This window comes from Roseburia sp. MSJ-14 (assembly GCF_018918225.1).
In the GTDB taxonomy this organism is placed as follows: Bacteria; Bacillota; Clostridia; order Lachnospirales; family Lachnospiraceae; genus Petralouisia.
In genome coordinates, this window is sequence record NZ_JAHLQD010000008.1 from 473,555 (window position 1) to 493,952 (window position 20,398).

Genomic DNA, 20,398 nt, shown 5'->3' on the forward strand with positions numbered 1-20,398 from the left:
TCCTTAATCAATCACTCTCACACCTTCTACGAAGATGTTGATTTTTTCGATTTCCATACCGGTAAATTCTTCTACCTGATATTTCACCGTACTGATCAAGTTATCAGAAACAGTTGAAATACTAACGCCATAAGAAACAATTACATGAAAATCCAATGTAATCTTATTGTCTGTAATGGTAACATTTATACCATGATTCAGATAGTCACGCTTTAACAGCTTTACCAGGCCGTCTTTTACATTAACGGCTGCCATACCTACGATACCGAAACACTCTACCGCAACGGAACCTGCATAGGTTGCAATGACATCTGTATCAATTAACACTTTTCCATAAGGGGTGTTCATTTGTCCTTTCATACCATAACCTCCATTTTAATAAAAATCTCCTACCCAATTCCAGCTCTGTAACAACTTAAGAGAAACCAAAGTCTCTCTCCTATGAAACTACTAAAAGTGAATACAGATTTCCGATAGTTTATATTATAACCGCTTTTGTAGAAAAATGAAACATAAATTTTTGCTTTTTTATAAAAAATTCATTTTTTACTTGCATTTCATTCTTCTTTCTGTTAGAATATCTTTGTTGTGAGCCTACAACAATATGTAGACTTAGTAAGTTGCAAGGAGGTGCAATTATGGCAAAATGTAGTGTTTGTGGAAAAGGTGCACATTTCGGAAATAATGTCAGCCATTCTCATAGAAGATCTAACAGAATGTGGAGTTCTAACGTAAAATCCGTTAAGTGTAAGGTAAATGGAGCCGCTAAGAAGATGTATGTTTGTACTTCTTGCTTAAGAAGCGGTAAAGTTGAAAGAGCTTAATTAGCGGAAATCAAGCCAGCCTGTGAAGGCTGGCTCTTTTTATTTTTCTATTTTTCTTCTACTGCTATCATAATCCTTTTGTATTAATCCACATAACCTTCTTTAAAATCTTCTATCCACTCATCCTCTTTCTTTTCTGTATCTATTACTTCTCCGGTTATTGCTTCATATTTTAGATAAACCAAACAAAACAAATATATAAAATCTGCTCCATCACTTGCCATAGATTCCATAATATCTGCCGCTTCATTTGGATGTTTCATGCCCCAGTCCACCGTTAAGCGATTGTCTGTTGTGAATCCATATTCTTTTGCTTTTTCAAATCCGTCTCTATCATATTCTGATAAATCATCAAACAACCAATAACCTGAATCAGTGAAACTCAGGTGTTTTTTTACAGGAACCTCGCTTCTAACTGATTTTAGACAATAATCAGTTAGAAGCGAGGTTCCTGCTTATACCTATTTTTTTCTTTAATAGAGTTACTCGTTCATAAAATTTACGCACTTTAAAAAACCTTCTATTTGTGGAAGGATTTATGCTAAAGCAAATCGATTATAAATATCCATAAAAACATGGCGCCATACATTGCTACATCCTATTGCCAGGATTATTCGTTGCCCATGTGTTGTTACATGACCTGCGATTTGAATCAGATTTCCTATGACTGTTCTGATTCGGCGTCTTTTCTTCAGGGGTTGTTTTAAAAATGCAGGCGTATTACACTGGCAATGCTGGCTTCCTTCACGAAGCTCTGTATTTACAAGAAAACCTTCTGTTCCAATGTAAGCCATCATTGGTGCGTAACCATCAAATCCTTTGTAAGTGTGTGAAACACCTTCCTTATGAGTCTTGGAATTATCCATAGGAGTCACATCAAAATCCAGAGGAACAAGATCTGACTTAAGTGCAGAAGGCTGAATTTATTATTGCACTTTTTGATAAAGTTGCTTTTGCCAAGCATTTGTCCAACAAGAGATAGTCCACTCGGGGTGATTAATCTTTCATTAGAGAATTCAATTACAAGCTTTTTCATGTGTATTTACCTCATATATTTGATACCTATATTTTACTATATGAGGCATAGATAGCATAGGAAAACTTAAGTTTTTTTCGTGTATTTTAACTTCACCAAATGGGTGAAATCAGAAATAGGAAATGAAGCTTCATTAATCCCTTTGTTTATCATAAGTTTGACGCATTATTGATTAATGAGTTTCACGGATTCAGGTAATATTATTGTCATAATACGTTTCTTCTTCATAATCTTACTTCCTACTCTTTGGTTATATCTTCTATCTTTTCACCTGTAATTCTTTCATATATTGGATATATCCATTCTCTAAGTTCTTGAAAAATTTCTCCATGACTTGCCATGGAATACATAATCTCAACTGCTTTTCTAGGATGTTCCATAACCCATTCTACTGTTATCCGATTATCCGTTGTAAAACCATATTCTGTTGCCTTTTCCCATGCGTCTTTATCCACTTCTGACAAATCATCAAATAACCAATAATTCATTACAATAACCACTATTTTAGTATCTTCTGTAGCTTCTATGGTATAATAACTATAATCTGGTCTATCTTCTTCATTCCAATTTTCCCACCAGTCTGGTGTTGTCTTCACATGAAATTGACTGTTTAAAATATTCATTTCTTCTTCATTTAACTTATATTTTGTAAAATAAGGTTTCTGTGCCATTCGTTCCTGTTCTGCTTTATAGTCACGATACAACAATACTCCTTTGATTCCTGCCAACAGTACTATTACTAATAATATTATTGTTATAATATGTTTTTTTTTCATGTCTACCTCCTAATCTCCCTTTATTGCATCATTATATCTATCTGCGTTCTCTGGATTCTCAGCAATTAACTGATCAATTAAATTCGAAATCTCGTTCGGCTTTGTCACAACATCTGCCTCTGTTATTTCTGTTCCTAATGCATCATTTACACTATTTATAATATCTGCCGTCTTTCGTCCAGATTGTGTATATAAGGCAAGTTGTTCATTATCTACTGTATCATACGCAACAAAGTTAACGCTACAATCAAAGGCTCTATAAATCATTGCACTTTCTAAAGTGTCTAATTGCCCTGTGATAAACTTTTGCGCCGCATCTGCTTCTGCTCTGCTTTCTGCCATGTCGATTGCAAAGCCTGCTATATCACCGGCTATGGGAACATATCCTATCACATTTTCTAATGCCTCTTTTCCTGTTTTTTCTACCAGATATGTCCCTAAATATTCTGAGCCCATACTAATCATTTCCCCTGAAGTTTCATCTATCATAAAACTCCACGTCTCGTCAACTAAGGAAACCCCTGCAAAATATCCCGCAAAAGAAAGTTCTGTATCTTTTAATGCATCTCTATCAATATTTTCACCATTCTTAGTTCTTGAAATGTTTATGGTAGATTCTCCAAGATTACTCATTGTTGGTGACACTTCACTTCCTATATTACGAAACTGGCAAAAACTCATAGTCAGACTTTCATCCTCATTTTTCTTTATCTTAATCGTTGGATGCTCCGCCTGATACTCTCCACGAAAAGTTCCAACTTCTCCTGTCACTTCCAAAAGTGTCATCCTCTGAACTATAATATTTCGTTGCTCTCTTAGTCTTTTATATTGTTCATTCTCATTTCCATTTTCATTTTCACTATCAATCACTCGCAACATAGCTAATGTACCATCCGAAGCAATGGACACCTGCTCTATCAATTTATCCAATTTTTCTGTATTTACAGTCCATTCAGAGAAATCTTCGCCTCCCGAAAAGCCTGTTCCCATTTGAATCATTTCATTATACCATGGAACATCTACATCCGATGTTCTATCCATGCAAAGTTCAAGAAAATGAGACAATTCTGTTTCATCAATATTCAGATATAACAATGCCAATGCTTCATACTCTTCCTGCGTAATTTCTTCCGCTGGCTTACTCAACACTTTTTCTACTTCATCCCAATTTGCAGTTATAGTTCCGTCTGCATTTACCGTCAATATACGCTCTATGTAAGACTTTGCAAGCTCTGTCCTCCATGCTGCATTTGGATCCGAAACATAAGCGCCATTTTGAAAAGCATTATCAATAGCACAAAGTCCCGTTTCTGCTGCCGCCCGCATAGTAGCCACTGCCAAAAACAATCCACTGGTAGTACCTTCTATTTCATCATAGCGGTCTTCTTTTGCCTGCCACATGAGATACAACCTTTGGTCAATTTCTGCCATATTCCAGTATTGATTTGCTTTCCAGCTATAATACCGACTTTCCCATGGCCAGAAGGCTTTGTTTGCTTCTCTTTCATACTCCTGTGCAGTCTCCTCATCTGCAGCTTTTTGTCGCAACGCAGCAGCTTTTTGTTTCAGAATATTGCCGCCAATCAACACTTCATCTCCAACAGACGATTTTAAGATTGTAAAATCAGCAATATCGGAATTATTTGCTGTTCTCATTGCCTGCAGCACTGTAATATAATCACTCATCTGAAACTTGAGGGCATCAAATGCCTCACTTTTAATTTCACTATCATTCAAAAAGGTATTCAAGCTGTTTTCTGCCACACGAATGGCTTCATTATCGTTTTCCAGCTTTTGAATCGCACTATCACATTCTTCTTTTATTTTGGTGGGATTTAAATAAGAATTTTCGTTCATGAAATTTTTCCTCCGTATTAATTATTATCTTCCTCATTTTTTTCAGCATTCTTTTCCTGAAAGTTTGCTTCTGTTTCCTCTATTTTCTGTTCTTCCTTCTTAGTCTCATTTTGGAACTCTTCCCCAAATTCCATTTTCCTTCTTCTTAATGAGTCTAATACACTTTGCTTTTCATCCAACAGACGTAATATTTCTGTATCATTCACTCCACAAGCTTCCCGCATTCTATCCAGATTCCGATAAGTCCTTAAAATCTCCATATCCTCATCGTCTTCCCTTTCTAATACACGCTTTTTTCGCCTTTCTAAAGTTTCTTTATCTTCTTCTAGTTTTTCAATACTCTTTTGTTTTTTAGTCTCTTCCATTGTTAAGTCTCCATGTTATTTTTGTTTAGGGTTTGCTCTCTGTTAATGTTTCATATCTACAGCCATTTTCCCATAATTGGCTCATCATGCTGTCATATTCCTCAAAAGTTGCACCCAGTTGTCTGACATTGCCAACTTCTTTTTCTATCGCAGCTCCAAAAGAAGCGATCAGTTTTTGGGATTTGCCAAAATTACTCTGCCCGTTTCCATTTGCTGTAAGCGTAGTCTCTCCATCTGACGGGATTAACGCAACTTCTTTAAAATACGCTGCTGCCCCCGAAAGTACCGTTGCGTCATTTTCTACGGAGGTTTGGTTAATTTTAATTTTTTCTGACATATTATTTCTTCTCCCTTTATGCTTTTTAACTATTCAATCATACAAAAGATTAAATTTACTGTCAAGTTTTTCCAAAATAAAGCGGACAGCTCACTTTTATACAAAAAAATAAATACTGTCATATCAAAGAATAAATACGACAGTATTAACTCAACAAGAAAATAAATTATATCCTAATAACAAAAGCAGAAATATTATAATCAATCCCAATAATTGGCTGTGCAGAAACATCATAAGCGCCATTCCGATTGCTATCCAGAACAGAACAAATCCTATCAGCCGTCGCATATTTTCCCTCCTGCAAACCTTTCTATTATATACTATATGCAAAACTTGGGAATAAATGCCTTGAAACGGCAAAACCAAATCTACGCTTCTGTCTCATCAACAATATTCAGCTTCTCTGATAAATCTTTTGCAGCAGCCTCTTTCGCAACTTCGTCTACGATTCCGTTTTTCTTTTTATTGTCTTTCCCACTAGTAAATTTATTCACAAAATCAGGAACCATATCCAAGATCTTGGTCACACTGTCTTGATTCTTAATATTTACAAGTTTGGTGCATCCATCCTGAATTACTAATACAGCACTTGGAGTGATTTTACCACCCATACCTCCTGCTGCGTTATTTTTCTTATCCTGACAAAAGGCTCCCGCTGCCACACCGAAAGAAACTTCTATCAGCGGCAGAATGATAGTGTCACCAATATGCACGGCATCTCCCACTACGGTTTTTGTAGTGATAAAACTATCCATTCCCTTAAATAATGACTGTACTGTTGTGTTAAAATTATTGTCTTGCATATGAAAAACCTCCTATTTATCCTCTGATTTGATTGAAAAGTTTGCGTATATCTTTATTTTTTATTAGCCGTATACCGGATGATAGCATATGCACACTTCGCATATATCCTTTTAAGTAAATATTGCCTTTTGCATAAAATGCTTCTGCTGTAAAATCCGGTATAACGGATATTTGATAACGATACCAAAATGGCATCATACTTATAACGCCAAGAAGCTCCCCGGTGTTTGCCGGGTCTTCTGTACCAAATAGAAGCTCACCAGACGCCTTTCTTGGTGTATAATGTTTCAATAAATATTTCAATTCCTGAAAAAGCGCGGATACGGCATTTCTATTAGTTTCCGCCGAAATAATACTTTTTATGTTTGTAAGCTGTTCTTTGATGTTCTTTAGTTTCTCCAAAACATTCTTGCAGCGTTCTTTTATTTTTGAAAAACTTAATTTTCGCCACCAAGCATCTTTTTTCTCAGTTTGTTTTAGTGCGTCTTCTTTTACTACAATACTATTTTCTTGCTCTACCGTGCTGTTTTCTTCTGAAATTTCCTGTATTTTGTTTTCCTGCTCTGCATCGTTATTTTCTTCTACTGTTTTCTGTACTTCAGATTCTTTTGTTTTCTTTTTTCTCTTTTTCCTTATTTTCTTTTTGGACTTTTTTTCTTTTCCGAGATGCAAAGGGATTCCAAATATTCTTATATTAAATTGAAGTCCATTTGTATTATAATGTATTCTTGCATGAATGATATGCAAAAACCAGCTGAATACTGCATCTGCTTCTAGTTCATTTGGAACCTGACCATTTCCTTTCATACGGTACCGAACCGGAATAAATATAACGGAACCTATCAGGAACACACATATGCCAAGTAAGACAAGCAGACAAATACCAATTATTTTCAAAATCAATAAGATGATTTCCATACTGGCTCTTTTCTGAGATTTTCTCGATGCTTTTCAAGAAAATACTCCTTTACGTCAAAGGTTCCGGTCTCCTTATATACGTCCATTACAATCTTTCCTGCTAATTCCATTGCATTATCATATCCCTTGTCCACTCCTACTACCACCATGTCCCATTTCGGATAATGCTTTTGCATCAGCTCCCAAGCCGGAATGATATCTAAAAGATTTCCTTCTACACTTCCAAGTGCAATCACATAAATGTCCAATTGTCCTGCATTATGCATGATTTTCCATTTTACCTTTTTCTTTTTCGATGCAATAGATTCTCCTGCATAAAAATCTTTATACCAAATCATTCAAACCTCTCATTACTTCTTAAAAAAGGTGCTCTCTTTCGATGAGCACCTTTTAAAAATATTTTCTGTTGCCCCAAAGATTACTTTTCTTTAAATCCAGATATTCGTTATAAGCCTTTTCTAATATCTGTTTCTCATTTGCAAATTTTAATAAATGATATGCTTCATGAAATTTATAGTACCCGGAATCAACAAAATATTCTTCCCGTTGTGGTTTGCTGTAATAACTATCTGCCATCATAAGATACCAATGAACCTCTTTCTCCACAGTATCTTCCGGAACATTAAAGGTATACTGGCTTTTTCCGACATATTTGATAATTGATGCATCTACACCCGTTTCTTCCAGCACCTCTCTTGCAGCCGTATCTTTATACTCCTCGCCCGGCTCTACTGTTCCCTTTGGCAGAACCCAACCTTCATACTTATTTCTGTAATTTTTATACAGAAGCAGTATCTTTCCGCGAAATATTACCACACCACCACAACTTGTTGCTTCTATCATTGCAATACCTCCTGATGTGGTTATAAACTAAAAATAGTATAACTCTTTTTTACTTATCTTGCAATACAGACTACCAATTAATTATTAAAATAAGCGTCAAATACCTGCTTTGCAATTGGAACTGCAACAGAGCTTCCGGCACCGCCACCTTCTACAATTACGGTTACCACAATACTTCCTTTTTCCTTTGTGGACGCATACCCGGTAAACCAGGCATGACTTTCTCCCTTTACATTACTATATTCTGCCGAACCTGTTTTTCCGGCAGCCTGATAACTCTGACCGTTTAATTTCGAGCCTGTTCCATCGCTTACCACATAGGACATGAATTCCTGCATGGTTTTTGCTTCTTTAGAATCCAACAGAGTTCCATAGGTAGACGGTTGATACTCTTTTACCGATATTCCCTTATAATTCTCTGTATGATCGATTACATAAGGTTTCATTAATACGCCATCATTTGCAATCGCTGAAGTAATTAACGCCATATGAAGTGGAGTCACAAGGGTCTGACCCTGACCGATTGCTGTTTGCATGATTGCAGAAGTATCGGAATTTTCATTTAAAACAAAACTACTCTTCTGAGATGGGTATACACTTGGAATAGCCTTATTAAATAATAAGGTGTCACATAGCTTTGCAAAGGACGTTTTATCCAGCATAAGCCCAATATTAGCATATGAAGAATTACAGGATTTTGCAAAAGATTTCTTCAAATCTTCTGTGCCATGTACAGAATTATCATAGCAGTGAATTTCTGTTTCCCCTTCTGTAATACTTCCCTTACAATCGTAAGTATAATCAGCGTAATTTGGGTTTTCTCTAATATATTCTAAAGTTGTTAATATTTTAAAGGTAGATCCCGGTGGATATAATCCCTGGCTCACACGATTGACCAAAACAGAATTTTCACCATCTGTTTGAGACACAATGTCATTCCAGTCAGCCGCAATGGTATTGGGATTAAAGTCCGGTTTAGATACCCATGCCAATATTTTTCCTGTTGTAGGATCAAGTGCCACAATTGCACCATTATCATCTCCCAGTGCATTGTAGGCAGCCTCCTGCAAGGAATAATTCAACGTAGTAATCACATTATCTCCCGGATTTTTTTCATCTTTTAATCCATTTACAATTTGTTCTAAGAAAAAGGCATGAGAACGAAGTAAATTAAAATTAGCCATGGATTCAATTCCGGACTTTCCGTTACAATCATACCCTACTGCATGAGCAAACATATTTCCATACGGATAATATCTGGTTTCACTTCCATCATCATCTACAATTGTTTCTGCCAAAGTTTTACCATCTGCGGATAAAATACTTCCTCGAATAACATGTTCTCCAAACTTATCCTGTCGGGTATTATAAGGGCTATTAATAAAATCCTCACTTTTAAATACTTGAAAATAAGCAAAATACCCCATCATCAGGATAAACATTCCCACAAACATATATGTAATGGTTACAAATTCTCGATTTCTATTTTTATTAGTCGAAGTTTTGGACTTTCGTTCCGTGGATTTTGACTGTTTCTTCATGGGATACTCTGCCTCCTTTCTTTTTCTTCTTCTTTGGCTTTTTCTTCACAGGTTCGTTTTCTTCACGTTCACGCAATAAATACAATCCCTGAATAATCGCAAAAATAATTAATGTACTTAAAAGAGAACTTCCTCCATAACTTACCAATGGTAAAGTTACTCCCGTAGAGGGAATAAACTTAATGTCACCACCAACTGAGAGGAAAATCTGGAACCCGTATATTGTTCCAAGCCCCAGTGCTACCAGTTTATAAAAAGAATCTTTCATTTGCATTGCAATATTTAAAAACATAAGGAAACAGCTTACGCACACCAAAATCAGACACAATGCAAAGATGCCTCCTAATTCCTCGGAAATTGCCGAGAAAATAAAGTCCTGCTTCACTTCCGGTATCTTATTAGGCATTCCCTGATTTAGCCCCATGCCAAACCACCCACCTGTTCCAATAGCAAACAGCGAATTGGATATCTGGTTTCCTTCATTTTCAAAACGTGCCAACGGATCCTGCCACGCCAATACCCTTACCCGCACATGGCTGAACATAAAGTACCCTGCCACAGATGCAAGGCACCCGCATAAAAGTCCGCTTAAAAAATAACCAATATTGTGAGTGGCAACATAAAGCATCACCATATAAGCAATGAAGAAAATCAACGCTGCACCCAAGTCTTTTGATATTGCAAGTATAATAACGTGAAGTGCGGCAACTGCTGTAGTTTTTACTACCTGTATAAATTCCGTAGACTCATGATACATAGCCGCTACGAAAAACACGAAAATAATTTTTATAAACTCTGATGGCTGAATGGTAATTCCCGCTACGGTAAAGGATAGCTTTGCACCATGGGAAACCACACCTAACGCTGCAACTGCCCCCAGTAACGTGATTCCCAAAAGGGCATATACCATAGAAAGATTACGGAAAAACTTAAGTCTGCTAATCAAAAATGGGATTAGCATGGTAACAGCCATGGAAATGATTGCTATCTGAAACTGCTTCACAGCAAAATCTACGGATAATCGTGTTAAAACAATCAGTCCAATCATCATAAGCATACACATATTATTTACTACTAATCTGGATGCTCTGTCATAAAATATGGAATAACAAAGCTGCACTATCGTAAAATATACTACCTGCATCAGATAAAAAACAATTAATTCCTTGCTCTTAGTAGATAAATACAGCACTACATATGCATTCAAATGAATCGCATACATATAAAAAATTTGCTGATGAAACTTTCTACGCTGTTTTTCTGGGGTTATATTTCGTTTTAATACTGCAAAACACTGATATGTATACAGTGCAAACAGAATAATCATCAAATATTTTGATAATTCTGTAACTAAATGTACCATTTCTATTCTACTCCTCGTTTAAAATGACCATTGGTATAGTCTTTAAAATATTCTTCAGGTGCTATTTTCTTATGTTCAAAAAATGCTTTCTGACAGACTTCAAGCACCGTCTCTATTTGATGTTCTTTTTCTATGGTAAAAGAAACTCTAACTGCCTTAGGTGCTAATCGTTGTATTTCCTTCTCATGGTGAAACAATGCCAATGGACTTGTGTTATAAATTACATTGTAGCATGACGTACAGTTATTTTTTACTGGAAAAAGCTTCCCATAACGATCTTTTAAATAAAAAATACCCGGAGTTTTATCACACCTTGTAGTATTTTTATGAAGACACTGTGCACTAATCATCAAAGGCTGATGACCGTATACAATTAATTCACTGTTTTCGTTGTTTAGCTGCAAAAGTTCCCCACGATTTAGTTCTACCGGCATGGTAAATTGCTCAACGTTCCAATCTGCCAGTTCCCTTCTTGCTTCTTCGGAAAAGACATAGATACCATAATCTGTTTGTATACGGCTGCCTTTGATTTCTAGTTCTTGCAAAAAGTTGATTTCTTCAAAGTTACGAACCAGATAACCATCGGGTTTTATCTCTTCTAGTTTCTGAATTGTTTTTCTTAACGATTCCACCATATTCATTCGTAAAATATATGGCAATGCCAAATAAATTTCTTTTCCAGCTTGCTGAGCTGCCTGAATGTCCTTAGTAGTAGTTTGAAATACATCAAAATAAATTCGTTGAACTTCCTGATTTCTCACAACAACAGAAAATTGTGCCGGCGTTTCTACTAATACATGAAGCTTTGGTTTCCACTTTGTTGCACCTGCACTTTTCTTTGGCTTCGTAATTTTTTCAATCACTTGATTTTCCGATACAGTTCTTCGATATTCTGTAAGAATATGGTTTTCCAATTTTTCTAATCCGTCTCTTCGCAATTTATTCAAAGCACCAACCGGAATAAAAATATCATCTTCCATCTCTACTTCTAATGATGAAAACGTAAATGGTGTATTTCCTGTTTTTTGCATCTTATCTAAAATCGTTTCTTGGGACATTGGTTGTTTCTGCGCTTTTTGAACAACATCTCCCTGTACTTCTATCTCTACATTTTTATATTTTAGCACAAGTTTCGATGGAAGTTCTTTGGAAAGTATTAAGATTCCCTTTATTTTTTCTTTTTGTTCAACATTTACATAAGTTTCACGGACTTGCTGTTGCAACTGCTCATTCTTTTTTTCATGGGATGGGGATGCAAAAGTAATCATTTCCTTGCCATTGTGTCTTTTATAATATCCATCTGTAAATCCGCAACGATTCCCCAAATCCCACAACTTCTGGTGATCCTTAGCGGATACTTCATAGGTTGCTTTTGGATTTGCTTCACATTTGTCAATATAGTAACGATAAATACTGGTAACTCCGGCAGCATACTCTGCCTGCTTCATACGTCCTTCGATTTTAAAAGAATGTACACCATGTTGAATCAGTTCCGGTATTAAGTCAATGGTACATAAATCTTTCGGACTTAATAAATAGGATTCATTTCCTTTCTTTGCCGAAGCAGCTAACTGCTTTTTATCAAATAATTCATATGGCAAACGACATGGTTGTGCACAGCGTCCACGATTTCCACTTCTGCCTCCAATCATACTACTTAGCAAGCATTGACCGGAATAGCAATAACACAAGGCACCATGTACAAAGCTTTCAATTTCTGCTCCTGTCTGCTGATATATATTGCCTATTTCCTCTAAAGAAAGCTCTCTGGCTGTTACAATACGATTGCATCCCGCCTTTAACAATAAATCTGCACCATAAGCTCCGGTGATTGTCATTTGCGTACTTGCGTGAATAGCAAGATTTGGAAAATGTTCCCGTACAAAACGCATAACGCCTAAATCCTGTACAATCACCGCATCTAACCCTGTTTCATAATATGGCACAAGATAATCGTATAGTTCTTCTAACTCTGCTTCTTTCAAAAGAGTGTTTACTGTCATATACAACTTTTTTCCTTTTAAATGCATAAAATCTATGGCAGAAATCATTTCCTCTTCTGTAAAATTATTCGCATAGGCCCTTGCGCCAAAACGGTTTCCCGCACAATAGACGGCATCTGCCCCTGCATTTACTACTGCTTTTAATGTTTCAAAAGAACCTGCCGGAGCTAAAAGTTCTGTTTTTCTTTGATTATTTTGATTCATCATAATATCCTCATCACTACTCGTACAAATAGGAAGCTCTGAAAAACCATTCGATTTTCAGAGCTTCCTATTACTTATTCTTTTCTTCATTCAAAGACTTTGTCTGGGTTGATTTCTCAGATGATTTATCCTTGGAATTCTTATGTGTGTGCTCTGTTGACTCTGCCTGACCTTTCACTTTTCCAAGTAATGCATCTTCCAAAGACGCTTCTAACTTCGCCTTGTTTAATAATAATTCTTTATTTTCCTTTTCAAGTTCCGCAATAGACTTCTCGTTACTTTCTAATTTTATCTGCGCAGAAATCAATTCATGCTTTAAGTCATAAATTTCTTTGTCTTTCACTTCGATATCCTGCTCTAGTTGCTCTGCCTGATCCTTCGCCTTAAAGTAATCATCCGCAATATTCAATTCCAACAAGGTGGACTTCATATCCATCGGCAAACGACGAAATTGCTCCATCTCATCGAATTCACTCATTTTATTATTTATATAGGTGGCAACTTTCTGTAAATAAGCTTCACTTTCATATCCGCTTAATGTATAAACCTTACCTCCAATTAAAACATCTGCGCTGGTCTTCGCTGACATAACTTTCATCCTCTCCGGCTAATCTTTTTCTTTTTCATTATACCTAATTTTCACAGAAAAACAACCTTTATTTTGTAATTCCAAAATGTCCAAAGGCGAAATCTGTTGCTACTCTTCCCTTTGGTGTACGGTTAATAAAACCATTTTTTACTAAATATGGCTCGTACACATCCTCAATGGTTCCTGCATCTTCGCCCAATGATGCAGCAAGTGTATCAAGTCCAACTGGCCCACCTTGAAATTTCTCAATAATTGTCAACAAAATATTTCGGTCATTCTGGTCTAACCCATACTTATCTACTTCTAATAAGTCCAAAGCAAAGGTTGCGACCTCTTTTGTAATTTTTCCATCATACTTTACTTGAGCAAAATCGCGCACACGCTTTAGCAAACGGTTTGCCAGTCGCGGAGTTCCCCTGGAACGTCTGGCAAGTTCAAACGCTCCTTCATCATCAATTTCTACTGCTAATTTATCTGCCGAATGAAGAATAATTGTTTTTAATTCCTCAGGTGTATAGAATTCCATGTGATGTACTACGCCAAAACGGTCTCTTAGGGGTGCGGATAATAATCCGGCTCTTGTTGTTGCACCTACTAAGGTAAAATGTGGTAAATCTAATCGAATAGAACGTGCCGTTGCTCCTTTTCCAATCATAATATCAATCACATAATCTTCCATAGCCGGATATAGTACTTCTTCGACTTGACGATTTAAACGGTGAATCTCGTCCACAAAAAGAATGTCACCTTCCTGAAGTCCACTTAAAATTGCTGCCATTTCTCCCGGCTTTCCGATAGCCGGCCCGGAAGTAATCTTCATATTTACTCCCATTTCATTGGCAATAATTCCTGCAAGTGTGGTTTTTCCAAGTCCGGGAGGTCCATAAAACAATACATGATCTAAGGATTCCTTTCTTTGTTTTGCTGCCTCTATGTAAACCTTCAAGGTTCCCTTTGCTTTCTCCTGACCAATATATTCATTTAGTGTTTGTGGTCGCAGACTTGTTTCGATTTTGATATCCTCTTCCTGTGCCTGCGTAGAGATTACACGTTTTTCCATGAAATTATTCCTTCCGTTTCATCAAACTTTTACAGATTTCTCTAAAACTCTTTCTCTAAATAGCTTTTTGTTGTTTCCATAATTTTTTTCAAATATTCAATATTTATAATAACATCCTCAATTTCCAGTGAATGATTTGCATTTTCCAGTAATTGAAGGGATACATTATTTTTCACACAAACTTCTTTTAAATCTTCTGTGTTGCACCAAGAATCATTGGTACCATGAAAAACAATTGCATTTTCTATTCCATAGGTAAGTGTTTCTTGAATCGGTGTATAAATCACCTGCGGCACTTTCAGATTATGTCTTTTCCTATATTCTGCCGATACCACACTTCCAATACTTTTAGAAATAAAAAGAAGCTCTTGCGGTTGATTTGTATCAACAACATCGGATAATTGTTCTTCCACTTGTTTCATTATTCTTTGAATACTTTCTTGCAGTCTATTCTTGATCTCTTCCTTGGACAAATCCGGATAACTGACACAAATACATGTATATCCCAGAGAAGTCACTATTTTTCTGGCATAATATAGTAATGGTTTGTCTACATGATAACCAATACCCGGAAATATAATAGCAAGTTTTTGATTTTTATTCTTCATATCTTTGTGCGTCCCCTATTTTTTATCTTTCTAAAATCAATCTAATAATGTCTAAAGTTTTTGCTTTATCTTCTTTTAAAAAGTTTATAAATGCCATTACATTGGGATATTGGGAAATCATACAAATATTACGATAATTTTCAATTATACCTTTTTCAAGTTCATTTAGTGCATACTCTTTCATTATAATGGCAAGTTTACAATTCTGTTCCAATATCCAGTCAGAGTAAAATTCAAATGCAGACTTTGCCAAAAAATCCTTTTTCGATATGTATCCATTGGTTTCTGCACAAAAATAATTTACATTTACTTCTGTTCCAGCCATATTAAAATCAATCAATCCAATGAAATGATTATCCTTTACTAAAATATTAGCACAATTTAGGTCTCCTTGTATTACACATCTTGGCAATTGCTTATATACTTTTTTAATCTCATTTCGATTCTCTTCATTAAAAGAAACTATGCTTTTTGCCAAGTTACTTTCGCCAATTTCATCTAAATTCTTCACTAACATATCTAAATTTTCTTGTTTTTCGTCCACATTAATATCTAACGGAGCTAAATCAATTAAACTCCACATGGAATTAATATCAGATAAATCATAATTGGAATACTTTTTGGAAAAGATCCCAATCATTTTCAAAACTTCCTTTTCTACTTGTTTGTGATTACAGCTTGTAGCATCTTCTTCTGTGGAATAATCCAAATACTCTGATAAATAGCAAACATGATTTTGATAACTTGTCAAGTATACACCATCCTTATTTTTGTAAAGCTTTGGTGCCAAAACTCCAATAGAACGATATCTTTCACAAAGTCTGGAAACAGACTGCAACCGTTCTTCTGTAATAACATCATTGTTAATTCTTAATACATATTTCTTATCAACTACAATATTTACCCTATAATCATCACCATTTGTTGTGTCTATTTCTCTATAATCAATAATATCACTTATACTATAATTATTTAGAATATTTATAAGTTCATCCTTTTTCATGTTTCCATTTAGCCCTTTAATCCGCGAGCCTGTCTATCCATATCTTCTACCACAATATCATAAATTTCCCCTAAAGATGCACAATACTCTAATACCTTCCATGGCTCATTGGTATGAAAATGAATCTTTATCAATTCTTCATCTCCTACAGCCAACAGGCAATCCCCTTTAAAATGACTTGTGAAATACTCATTAATAGTATCTTCATCTAAATCTTTTCCTTCAATTAATAATTGTGTGTCATATCGAAATTCTAACATTGTTCTTCCTCCTGCTTACTTTTTATTTTAATTCCTTTTTGTTTTAATACATTTTTACTTGAGAGAAACTTTCTTTATAAAAAAGCCATCTGTTTCAAAGCTTCCTTTAATACTTCTTCTACTGTGATATCTTCTGTAAGCTCCACTCCACTAACTGCCTTCAATGCCTCTGATGAAGAATATCCCAATGCAGTCAATGCTTGAACAGCTTCGTTTTTCACACTGGAGGTTACACTCTGTCCTTCTGCTACATGTACAGTCTTTGCTTCAAAAGCATCTTCTAAACTTATCTTATCCTTTAACTCTAAAATAACTCTTTGCGCGGTCTTATTACCAATACCGGGAGCTTTTGCAATGGACTTTGCATCTTCTCCAAGTACAGCAAAACGCAAATCATCCGGAGTCATAACGGACAAGACTGCAAGTGCACCTTTGGGTCCAATGCCATTTACCCCTAATAACAACTTAAAGATATTAAGGTCATCTCTTGTTAAAAAACCATACAGTTGCATATCATCTTCTTTTACCTGAAGATAGGTATAAATCTTCACTTCCTGCCCGGTTCCCGTAAAATTATCTATCATACTGGCTGGAATATGAATGTTGTAACCGATTTGACCTGCTTCTACCACAATCACATCATCCAAAATCTCAACCAGTTCACCTTTAATATAAGAATACATTCCTTCTCCTTTATGTTACATGCCATGAACCTTATTCTACGATTTCACCGTAAAAATAAAAGCCCTTGCATTCCTTTAACTTCACGTTAATGATTTTTCCAACCAAATCCTCTGTTCCCGGAAAATGTACAATAAAATTATTACTTAATCTTCCTGTCACAAGATGATTGTCCTGTTCATTTACTTCTTCTACTAATACACTTTCTGTTCTTCCGGTAAGTGCCTGCGCACGTTCTGCCGCATCTGCCTGCACTTCTTTCAGTAATCTGTCAAATCTATCCTTTACCACATCTTCCGGAACCTGTTCCTTAATAGAAGCCGCCGGTGTTCCGGTACGTTTGGAGTAAATAAAAGTAAATGCACTATCATAACGTACTCTTTTTACTACATCCATGGTTTCTAGGAAATCTTCTTCTGTTTCTCCTGGGAATCCCACAATAATATCCGTTGTAAGAGCAATATCCGGCACTGCTTTTCGAATCTTATCTACTAAGGTCAAATACTGTTCCTTATTATAATGGCGATTCATTTCCTTTAAAATACGACTGCTACCTGACTGCAATGGCAAATGCAAATGCTTACATATTTTCTTAGATTTTCCCATTACTTCAATAAGTTCATCGGATAAATCCTTTGGATGGGACGTCATAAAACGGATTCGTTCCAGTCCTTCAATTTTTTCTACTTCCTGCAATAATTCTGCAAATGTTACCGGAGTATCCAGATTCTTTCCATAGGAGTTTACATTCTGTCCAAGTAACATAATCTCTACAACACCATCTGCAACTAAATGTTCAATTTCACGGATGATATCCTGTGGCTTTCTGCTTCGTTCCCTGCCTCTTACATATGGTACGATGCAATAACTACAGAAATTATTACATCCAAACATGATGTTTACACCAGACTTAAAGGAATATTTACGGTCTACCGGAAGGTCTTCCACAATCTTGTCCGTATCTTTCCAAATATCAATAACCATTCCTTTTTGTTCAAAGGTTGCCACGATTAATTCTGCAAATTTATAAATATTATGTGTTCCGAAAATCAAATCTACAAAACGATAACTTTTGCGTAACTTTTCAATCACTTCCGGTTCCTGCATCATACAGCCGCAAAGTGCTATCTTCATATGGGGATGATGCTTCTTATAAGTGCTTAAATATCCCAGTCTTCCCCATACCTTATTGTTTGCATTTTCTCTAACGGTACATGTATTGTAAATTACAAAGTCTGCTTCTTCATTTTCGGCAGCTTCATAACCGATTGTCTCTAAAATACCAGTCAGCTTTTCAGAATCGCGCGCATTCATCTGGCACCCGAATGTGGTAACGCAAAAGGTTGGTCTTCGTCCCAGTTTTTCTGCCAATGCATTTACATAGCCCTTTGCCTTCTCCATATAATAAAACTGACGTTGAGGTTCTTCTTGTGGAACCTGTTCATATATCTTGTTTTCCATACAAATTTTCCTTTTCTTTCCTATTTCAAAATCTAGATTGCGCAAGGCAGACCTAAACTATATCATACACTTTTTTCTCCTGATTGTAAATGTCTCTTTGGAAAAAAGCAACCATTTGTTCGTAATTTTGTGTGTCTTGTATTTCTAAAAATAACATGGTAAAATTAATGAAAAATATTCTCATGATTTATTATACGAAAGAGGTGTTTCAATATGAACGCAAAAGTTACACTGGGAAAAACAGGAATCACCACCAACAAAAATGGATTTGGTGCACTTCCGATTCAACGAATTTCTACTGAAGATGCAGGAAAATTATTACGAAAAGCTTATGACGCAGGAATTACTTTCTTCGATACTGCTCGTTTTTATACTGACAGCGAAGCTAAAATCGGCGAAGCACTTTCCGATGTCAGAGAACATATATTTATTGCCACAAAAACGGCTGCACAAAACGGTACAGATTTTTGGAAAGATTTACGAACCAGTCTTTCCCTTTTAAAAACAGACTATATCGACTTATATCAATTCCACAATCCTTCTTTTTGTCCAAAACCCGGAGATGGCACCGGATTATACGAAGCTATGGAACAGGCAAAATCGGAAGGTAAGATTCGCCACATCGGAATTACCAATCACCGACTTACGGTTGCCCATGAAGCAATTGACAGTGGGCTCTACGAAACCTTACAATTTCCGTTCTGTTATCTCGCTACGGAAAAGGATTTAGACGTAGTGAAGCGATGCAAAGAAGAAAACATGGGATTCATTGCTATGAAAGCCTTATCCGGTGGACTAATTACCAATTCTGCCGCTGCTTATGCTTATCTGGATCAATTTGACCATGTTCTTCCTATCTGGGGTGTACAACGCGAACAAGAATTAGACGAATTTTTAAGCTATATCCAACATCCACCTGTTTTAACACCGGAACTTCAAAAAGTCATTGATACAGACCGCGCACAACTTGCCGGAAACTTCTGTCGTGGTTGCGGATACTGTATGCCAACTTGTCCGGCAGGAATCGAAATCAATAACTGTGCCCGTATGTCATTGTTACTACGCCGTTCGCCTTCAGAACTTCAGCTTACCCCGGAAGTTCAGGCAAAAATGAAAAAAATTGAGGATTGCATCCATTGCAACCAATGTAGTGCCCATTGCCCTTATGGCTTAGACACACCGAAACTATTAGAAGAAAATTATAAAGATTATGTAGAAGTTTTAAATGGAAAGCCACTGTAAAATATATTACTTTAAGATTAGAAAACACTGCTAAGAACCTATAGTTTAAGCTCTTAACAGTGTTTTCCTTTTTAATATTCTATGATAACTACAATACAAATTCCAACTGACAATCACAAGGTTCTGCTTCTGTCAATTCGCGATTGTATTCCTTTGCTTCAACACATCCAAGTACATGGTAAAATGCCTGAGACTCTTTTGCAGAATGTGCAGAAATATACAATTTTTGAGCACCTAATTCTCTTGCCGCCTCCACAGCATACGAAAATAATTGCTTTCCAATACCGTTTCCTCTGCTTTCCTCTGAAACATGGATGCAAGAAAGTTGCAAGTATTGTTTTTCAGAGCCAAAAAAACTATTTTCCACTGAGGTAAACCCTACCAAACGTTCTTCTGTAAATGCTCCAAATACTGCACCTCCGGTATTTACAGTATTCTTTAAGCATTTTACCAGAAAAGCATACTGTTCTTTTGTCCATTCATCAACAAATGGTATATCTTTAAGCTGCCACTTCCCTGATTCCTTTCGCCAGCATTGTGTTACAACCTGATGACGGTGAAATCCCTGAAACAAGGGAAGTTCTATCTCTTCTTGCTTTAATTTCTTATATATCATGAAAATA

Annotated in this window: 24 protein-coding genes and 1 pseudogene; 2 read left to right on the forward strand and 23 right to left on the reverse strand. The window is 36.1% G+C overall.

Annotation, left to right across the window (positions count from 1 at the left end; genetic code table 11):
• Window positions 1–3: 3 nt before the first annotated feature.
• Entirely contained in the window at window positions 4–360 is a 357-nt protein-coding gene (locus tag KQI83_RS04660) for an Asp23/Gls24 family envelope stress response protein (protein WP_075719573.1), read from the reverse strand.
• A 278-nt stretch (window positions 361–638) separates the two neighbouring features.
• On the opposite strand from KQI83_RS04660, the gene rpmB reads away from it, so the two are divergent.
• A complete protein-coding gene (gene rpmB, locus KQI83_RS04665; protein WP_075719571.1) occupies window positions 639–824 on the forward strand; it encodes a 50S ribosomal protein L28 in 186 nt (61 codons plus the stop codon).
• Between the two features lie 83 nt (window positions 825–907).
• On the opposite strand, the gene KQI83_RS04670 is transcribed toward rpmB, so the two are convergent.
• The 21 genes and pseudogenes from KQI83_RS04670 to miaB all read right to left on the reverse strand — a co-directional run bounded on the left by KQI83_RS04670 (window position 908) and on the right by miaB (window position 18,533).
• Window positions 908–1,183, reverse strand: a complete 276-nt coding sequence (locus tag KQI83_RS04670) for a hypothetical protein (RefSeq protein WP_216555085.1) — start codon at window positions 1,181–1,183, stop codon at window positions 908–910.
• Between the two features lie 330 nt (window positions 1,184–1,513).
• Window positions 1,514–1,918 (reverse strand): annotated as a pseudogene (locus KQI83_RS04675) (hypothetical protein); the annotation flags it as partial.
• A gap of 181 nt (window positions 1,919–2,099) precedes the next feature.
• On the reverse strand, window positions 2,100–2,636 hold the full coding sequence (locus KQI83_RS04680) for a hypothetical protein (protein ID WP_216555086.1): 537 nt from the start codon (window positions 2,634–2,636) through the stop codon (window positions 2,100–2,102).
• Between the two features lie 9 nt (window positions 2,637–2,645).
• Window positions 2,646–4,493, reverse strand: a complete 1,848-nt coding sequence (locus KQI83_RS04685) for a hypothetical protein (RefSeq protein ID WP_216555087.1) — start codon at window positions 4,491–4,493, stop codon at window positions 2,646–2,648.
• Window positions 4,494–4,510: 17 nt separating this feature from the next.
• Window positions 4,511–4,858 (reverse strand): hypothetical protein, encoded by a 348-nt coding sequence (locus KQI83_RS04690; protein ID WP_216555089.1) that lies wholly within the window; start codon window positions 4,856–4,858, stop codon window positions 4,511–4,513.
• 25 nt (window positions 4,859–4,883) lie between these two features.
• Window positions 4,884–5,195 carry a TIGR04197 family type VII secretion effector gene (locus KQI83_RS04695; RefSeq protein WP_216555090.1) on the reverse strand — a complete coding sequence of 104 codons (312 nt, stop codon included), beginning with the start codon at window positions 5,193–5,195 and terminating at the stop codon, window positions 4,884–4,886.
• A 150-nt stretch (window positions 5,196–5,345) separates the two neighbouring features.
• A complete protein-coding gene (locus tag KQI83_RS04700) occupies window positions 5,346–5,483 on the reverse strand; it encodes a hypothetical protein (RefSeq protein WP_192848873.1) in 138 nt (45 codons plus the stop codon).
• Window positions 5,484–5,563: 80 nt separating this feature from the next.
• The gene (locus KQI83_RS04705; protein WP_216555091.1) at window positions 5,564–5,998 is read right to left on the reverse strand and encodes a GerW family sporulation protein; all 435 of its coding nucleotides are present in this window, start codon (window positions 5,996–5,998) and stop codon (window positions 5,564–5,566) included.
• A gap of 16 nt (window positions 5,999–6,014) precedes the next feature.
• Window positions 6,015–6,917: a DUF2953 domain-containing protein gene (locus KQI83_RS04710; RefSeq protein WP_216555092.1), complete on the reverse strand. Its 903-nt coding sequence runs from the start codon at window positions 6,915–6,917 to the stop codon at window positions 6,015–6,017.
• Window positions 6,899–7,255, reverse strand: coding sequence for a hypothetical protein (locus KQI83_RS04715; protein WP_216555093.1), 357 nt, complete (start codon window positions 7,253–7,255; stop codon window positions 6,899–6,901). The genes KQI83_RS04710 and KQI83_RS04715 overlap by 19 nt, the downstream gene beginning before the upstream one ends.
• 52 nt (window positions 7,256–7,307) lie before the next feature.
• The gene (locus KQI83_RS04720) at window positions 7,308–7,760 is read right to left on the reverse strand and encodes an NUDIX hydrolase (protein ID WP_216555094.1); all 453 of its coding nucleotides are present in this window, start codon (window positions 7,758–7,760) and stop codon (window positions 7,308–7,310) included.
• 77 nt (window positions 7,761–7,837) lie between these two features.
• Window positions 7,838–9,301, reverse strand: a complete 1,464-nt coding sequence (locus KQI83_RS04725) for a peptidoglycan D,D-transpeptidase FtsI family protein (RefSeq protein WP_216555095.1) — start codon at window positions 9,299–9,301, stop codon at window positions 7,838–7,840.
• Complete coding sequence (locus tag KQI83_RS04730) at window positions 9,252–10,664, reverse strand: FtsW/RodA/SpoVE family cell cycle protein (RefSeq protein ID WP_216555096.1); 1,413 nt, start codon at window positions 10,662–10,664, stop codon at window positions 9,252–9,254. Before KQI83_RS04730 ends, KQI83_RS04725 begins: the two co-directional genes overlap by 50 nt.
• A 2-nt stretch (window positions 10,665–10,666) precedes the next feature.
• Window positions 10,667–12,874, reverse strand: coding sequence for a U32 family peptidase (locus tag KQI83_RS04735; RefSeq protein WP_330622309.1), 2,208 nt, complete (start codon window positions 12,872–12,874; stop codon window positions 10,667–10,669).
• Window positions 12,875–12,941: 67 nt separating this feature from the next.
• Window positions 12,942–13,460 (reverse strand): cell division protein ZapA, encoded by a 519-nt coding sequence (gene zapA, locus KQI83_RS04740; protein ID WP_216555098.1) that lies wholly within the window; start codon window positions 13,458–13,460, stop codon window positions 12,942–12,944.
• Between the two features lie 67 nt (window positions 13,461–13,527).
• Complete coding sequence (gene ruvB / locus KQI83_RS04745; protein ID WP_216555100.1) at window positions 13,528–14,520, reverse strand: Holliday junction branch migration DNA helicase RuvB; 993 nt, start codon at window positions 14,518–14,520, stop codon at window positions 13,528–13,530.
• 41 nt (window positions 14,521–14,561) lie between these two features.
• The gene (locus KQI83_RS04750) at window positions 14,562–15,128 is read right to left on the reverse strand and encodes an alpha/beta family hydrolase (protein WP_216555101.1); all 567 of its coding nucleotides are present in this window, start codon (window positions 15,126–15,128) and stop codon (window positions 14,562–14,564) included.
• A gap of 22 nt (window positions 15,129–15,150) precedes the next feature.
• Window positions 15,151–16,131, reverse strand: coding sequence for a phosphotransferase (locus KQI83_RS04755; RefSeq protein WP_216555102.1), 981 nt, complete (start codon window positions 16,129–16,131; stop codon window positions 15,151–15,153).
• Window positions 16,132–16,139: 8 nt separating this feature from the next.
• Entirely contained in the window at window positions 16,140–16,391 is a 252-nt protein-coding gene (locus tag KQI83_RS04760; protein WP_216555103.1) for a kinase to dihydroxyacetone kinase, read from the reverse strand.
• A gap of 74 nt (window positions 16,392–16,465) precedes the next feature.
• Window positions 16,466–17,074, reverse strand: coding sequence for a Holliday junction branch migration protein RuvA (gene ruvA, locus KQI83_RS04765; RefSeq protein WP_216555104.1), 609 nt, complete (start codon window positions 17,072–17,074; stop codon window positions 16,466–16,468).
• 31 nt (window positions 17,075–17,105) lie between these two features.
• Window positions 17,106–18,533, reverse strand: coding sequence for a tRNA (N6-isopentenyl adenosine(37)-C2)-methylthiotransferase MiaB (miaB, locus tag KQI83_RS04770; RefSeq protein ID WP_216555105.1), 1,428 nt, complete (start codon window positions 18,531–18,533; stop codon window positions 17,106–17,108).
• A 213-nt stretch (window positions 18,534–18,746) separates the two neighbouring features.
• On the opposite strand from miaB, the gene KQI83_RS04775 reads away from it, so the two are divergent.
• On the forward strand, window positions 18,747–19,775 hold the full coding sequence (locus KQI83_RS04775; protein ID WP_216555106.1) for an aldo/keto reductase: 1,029 nt from the start codon (window positions 18,747–18,749) through the stop codon (window positions 19,773–19,775).
• 88 nt (window positions 19,776–19,863) lie between these two features.
• Here KQI83_RS04775 and KQI83_RS04780 read toward each other — a convergent pair whose 3' ends face one another.
• Window positions 19,864–20,391: a GNAT family N-acetyltransferase gene (locus tag KQI83_RS04780; RefSeq protein ID WP_216555108.1), complete on the reverse strand. Its 528-nt coding sequence runs from the start codon at window positions 20,389–20,391 to the stop codon at window positions 19,864–19,866.
• Window positions 20,392–20,398 lie beyond the last annotated feature (7 nt).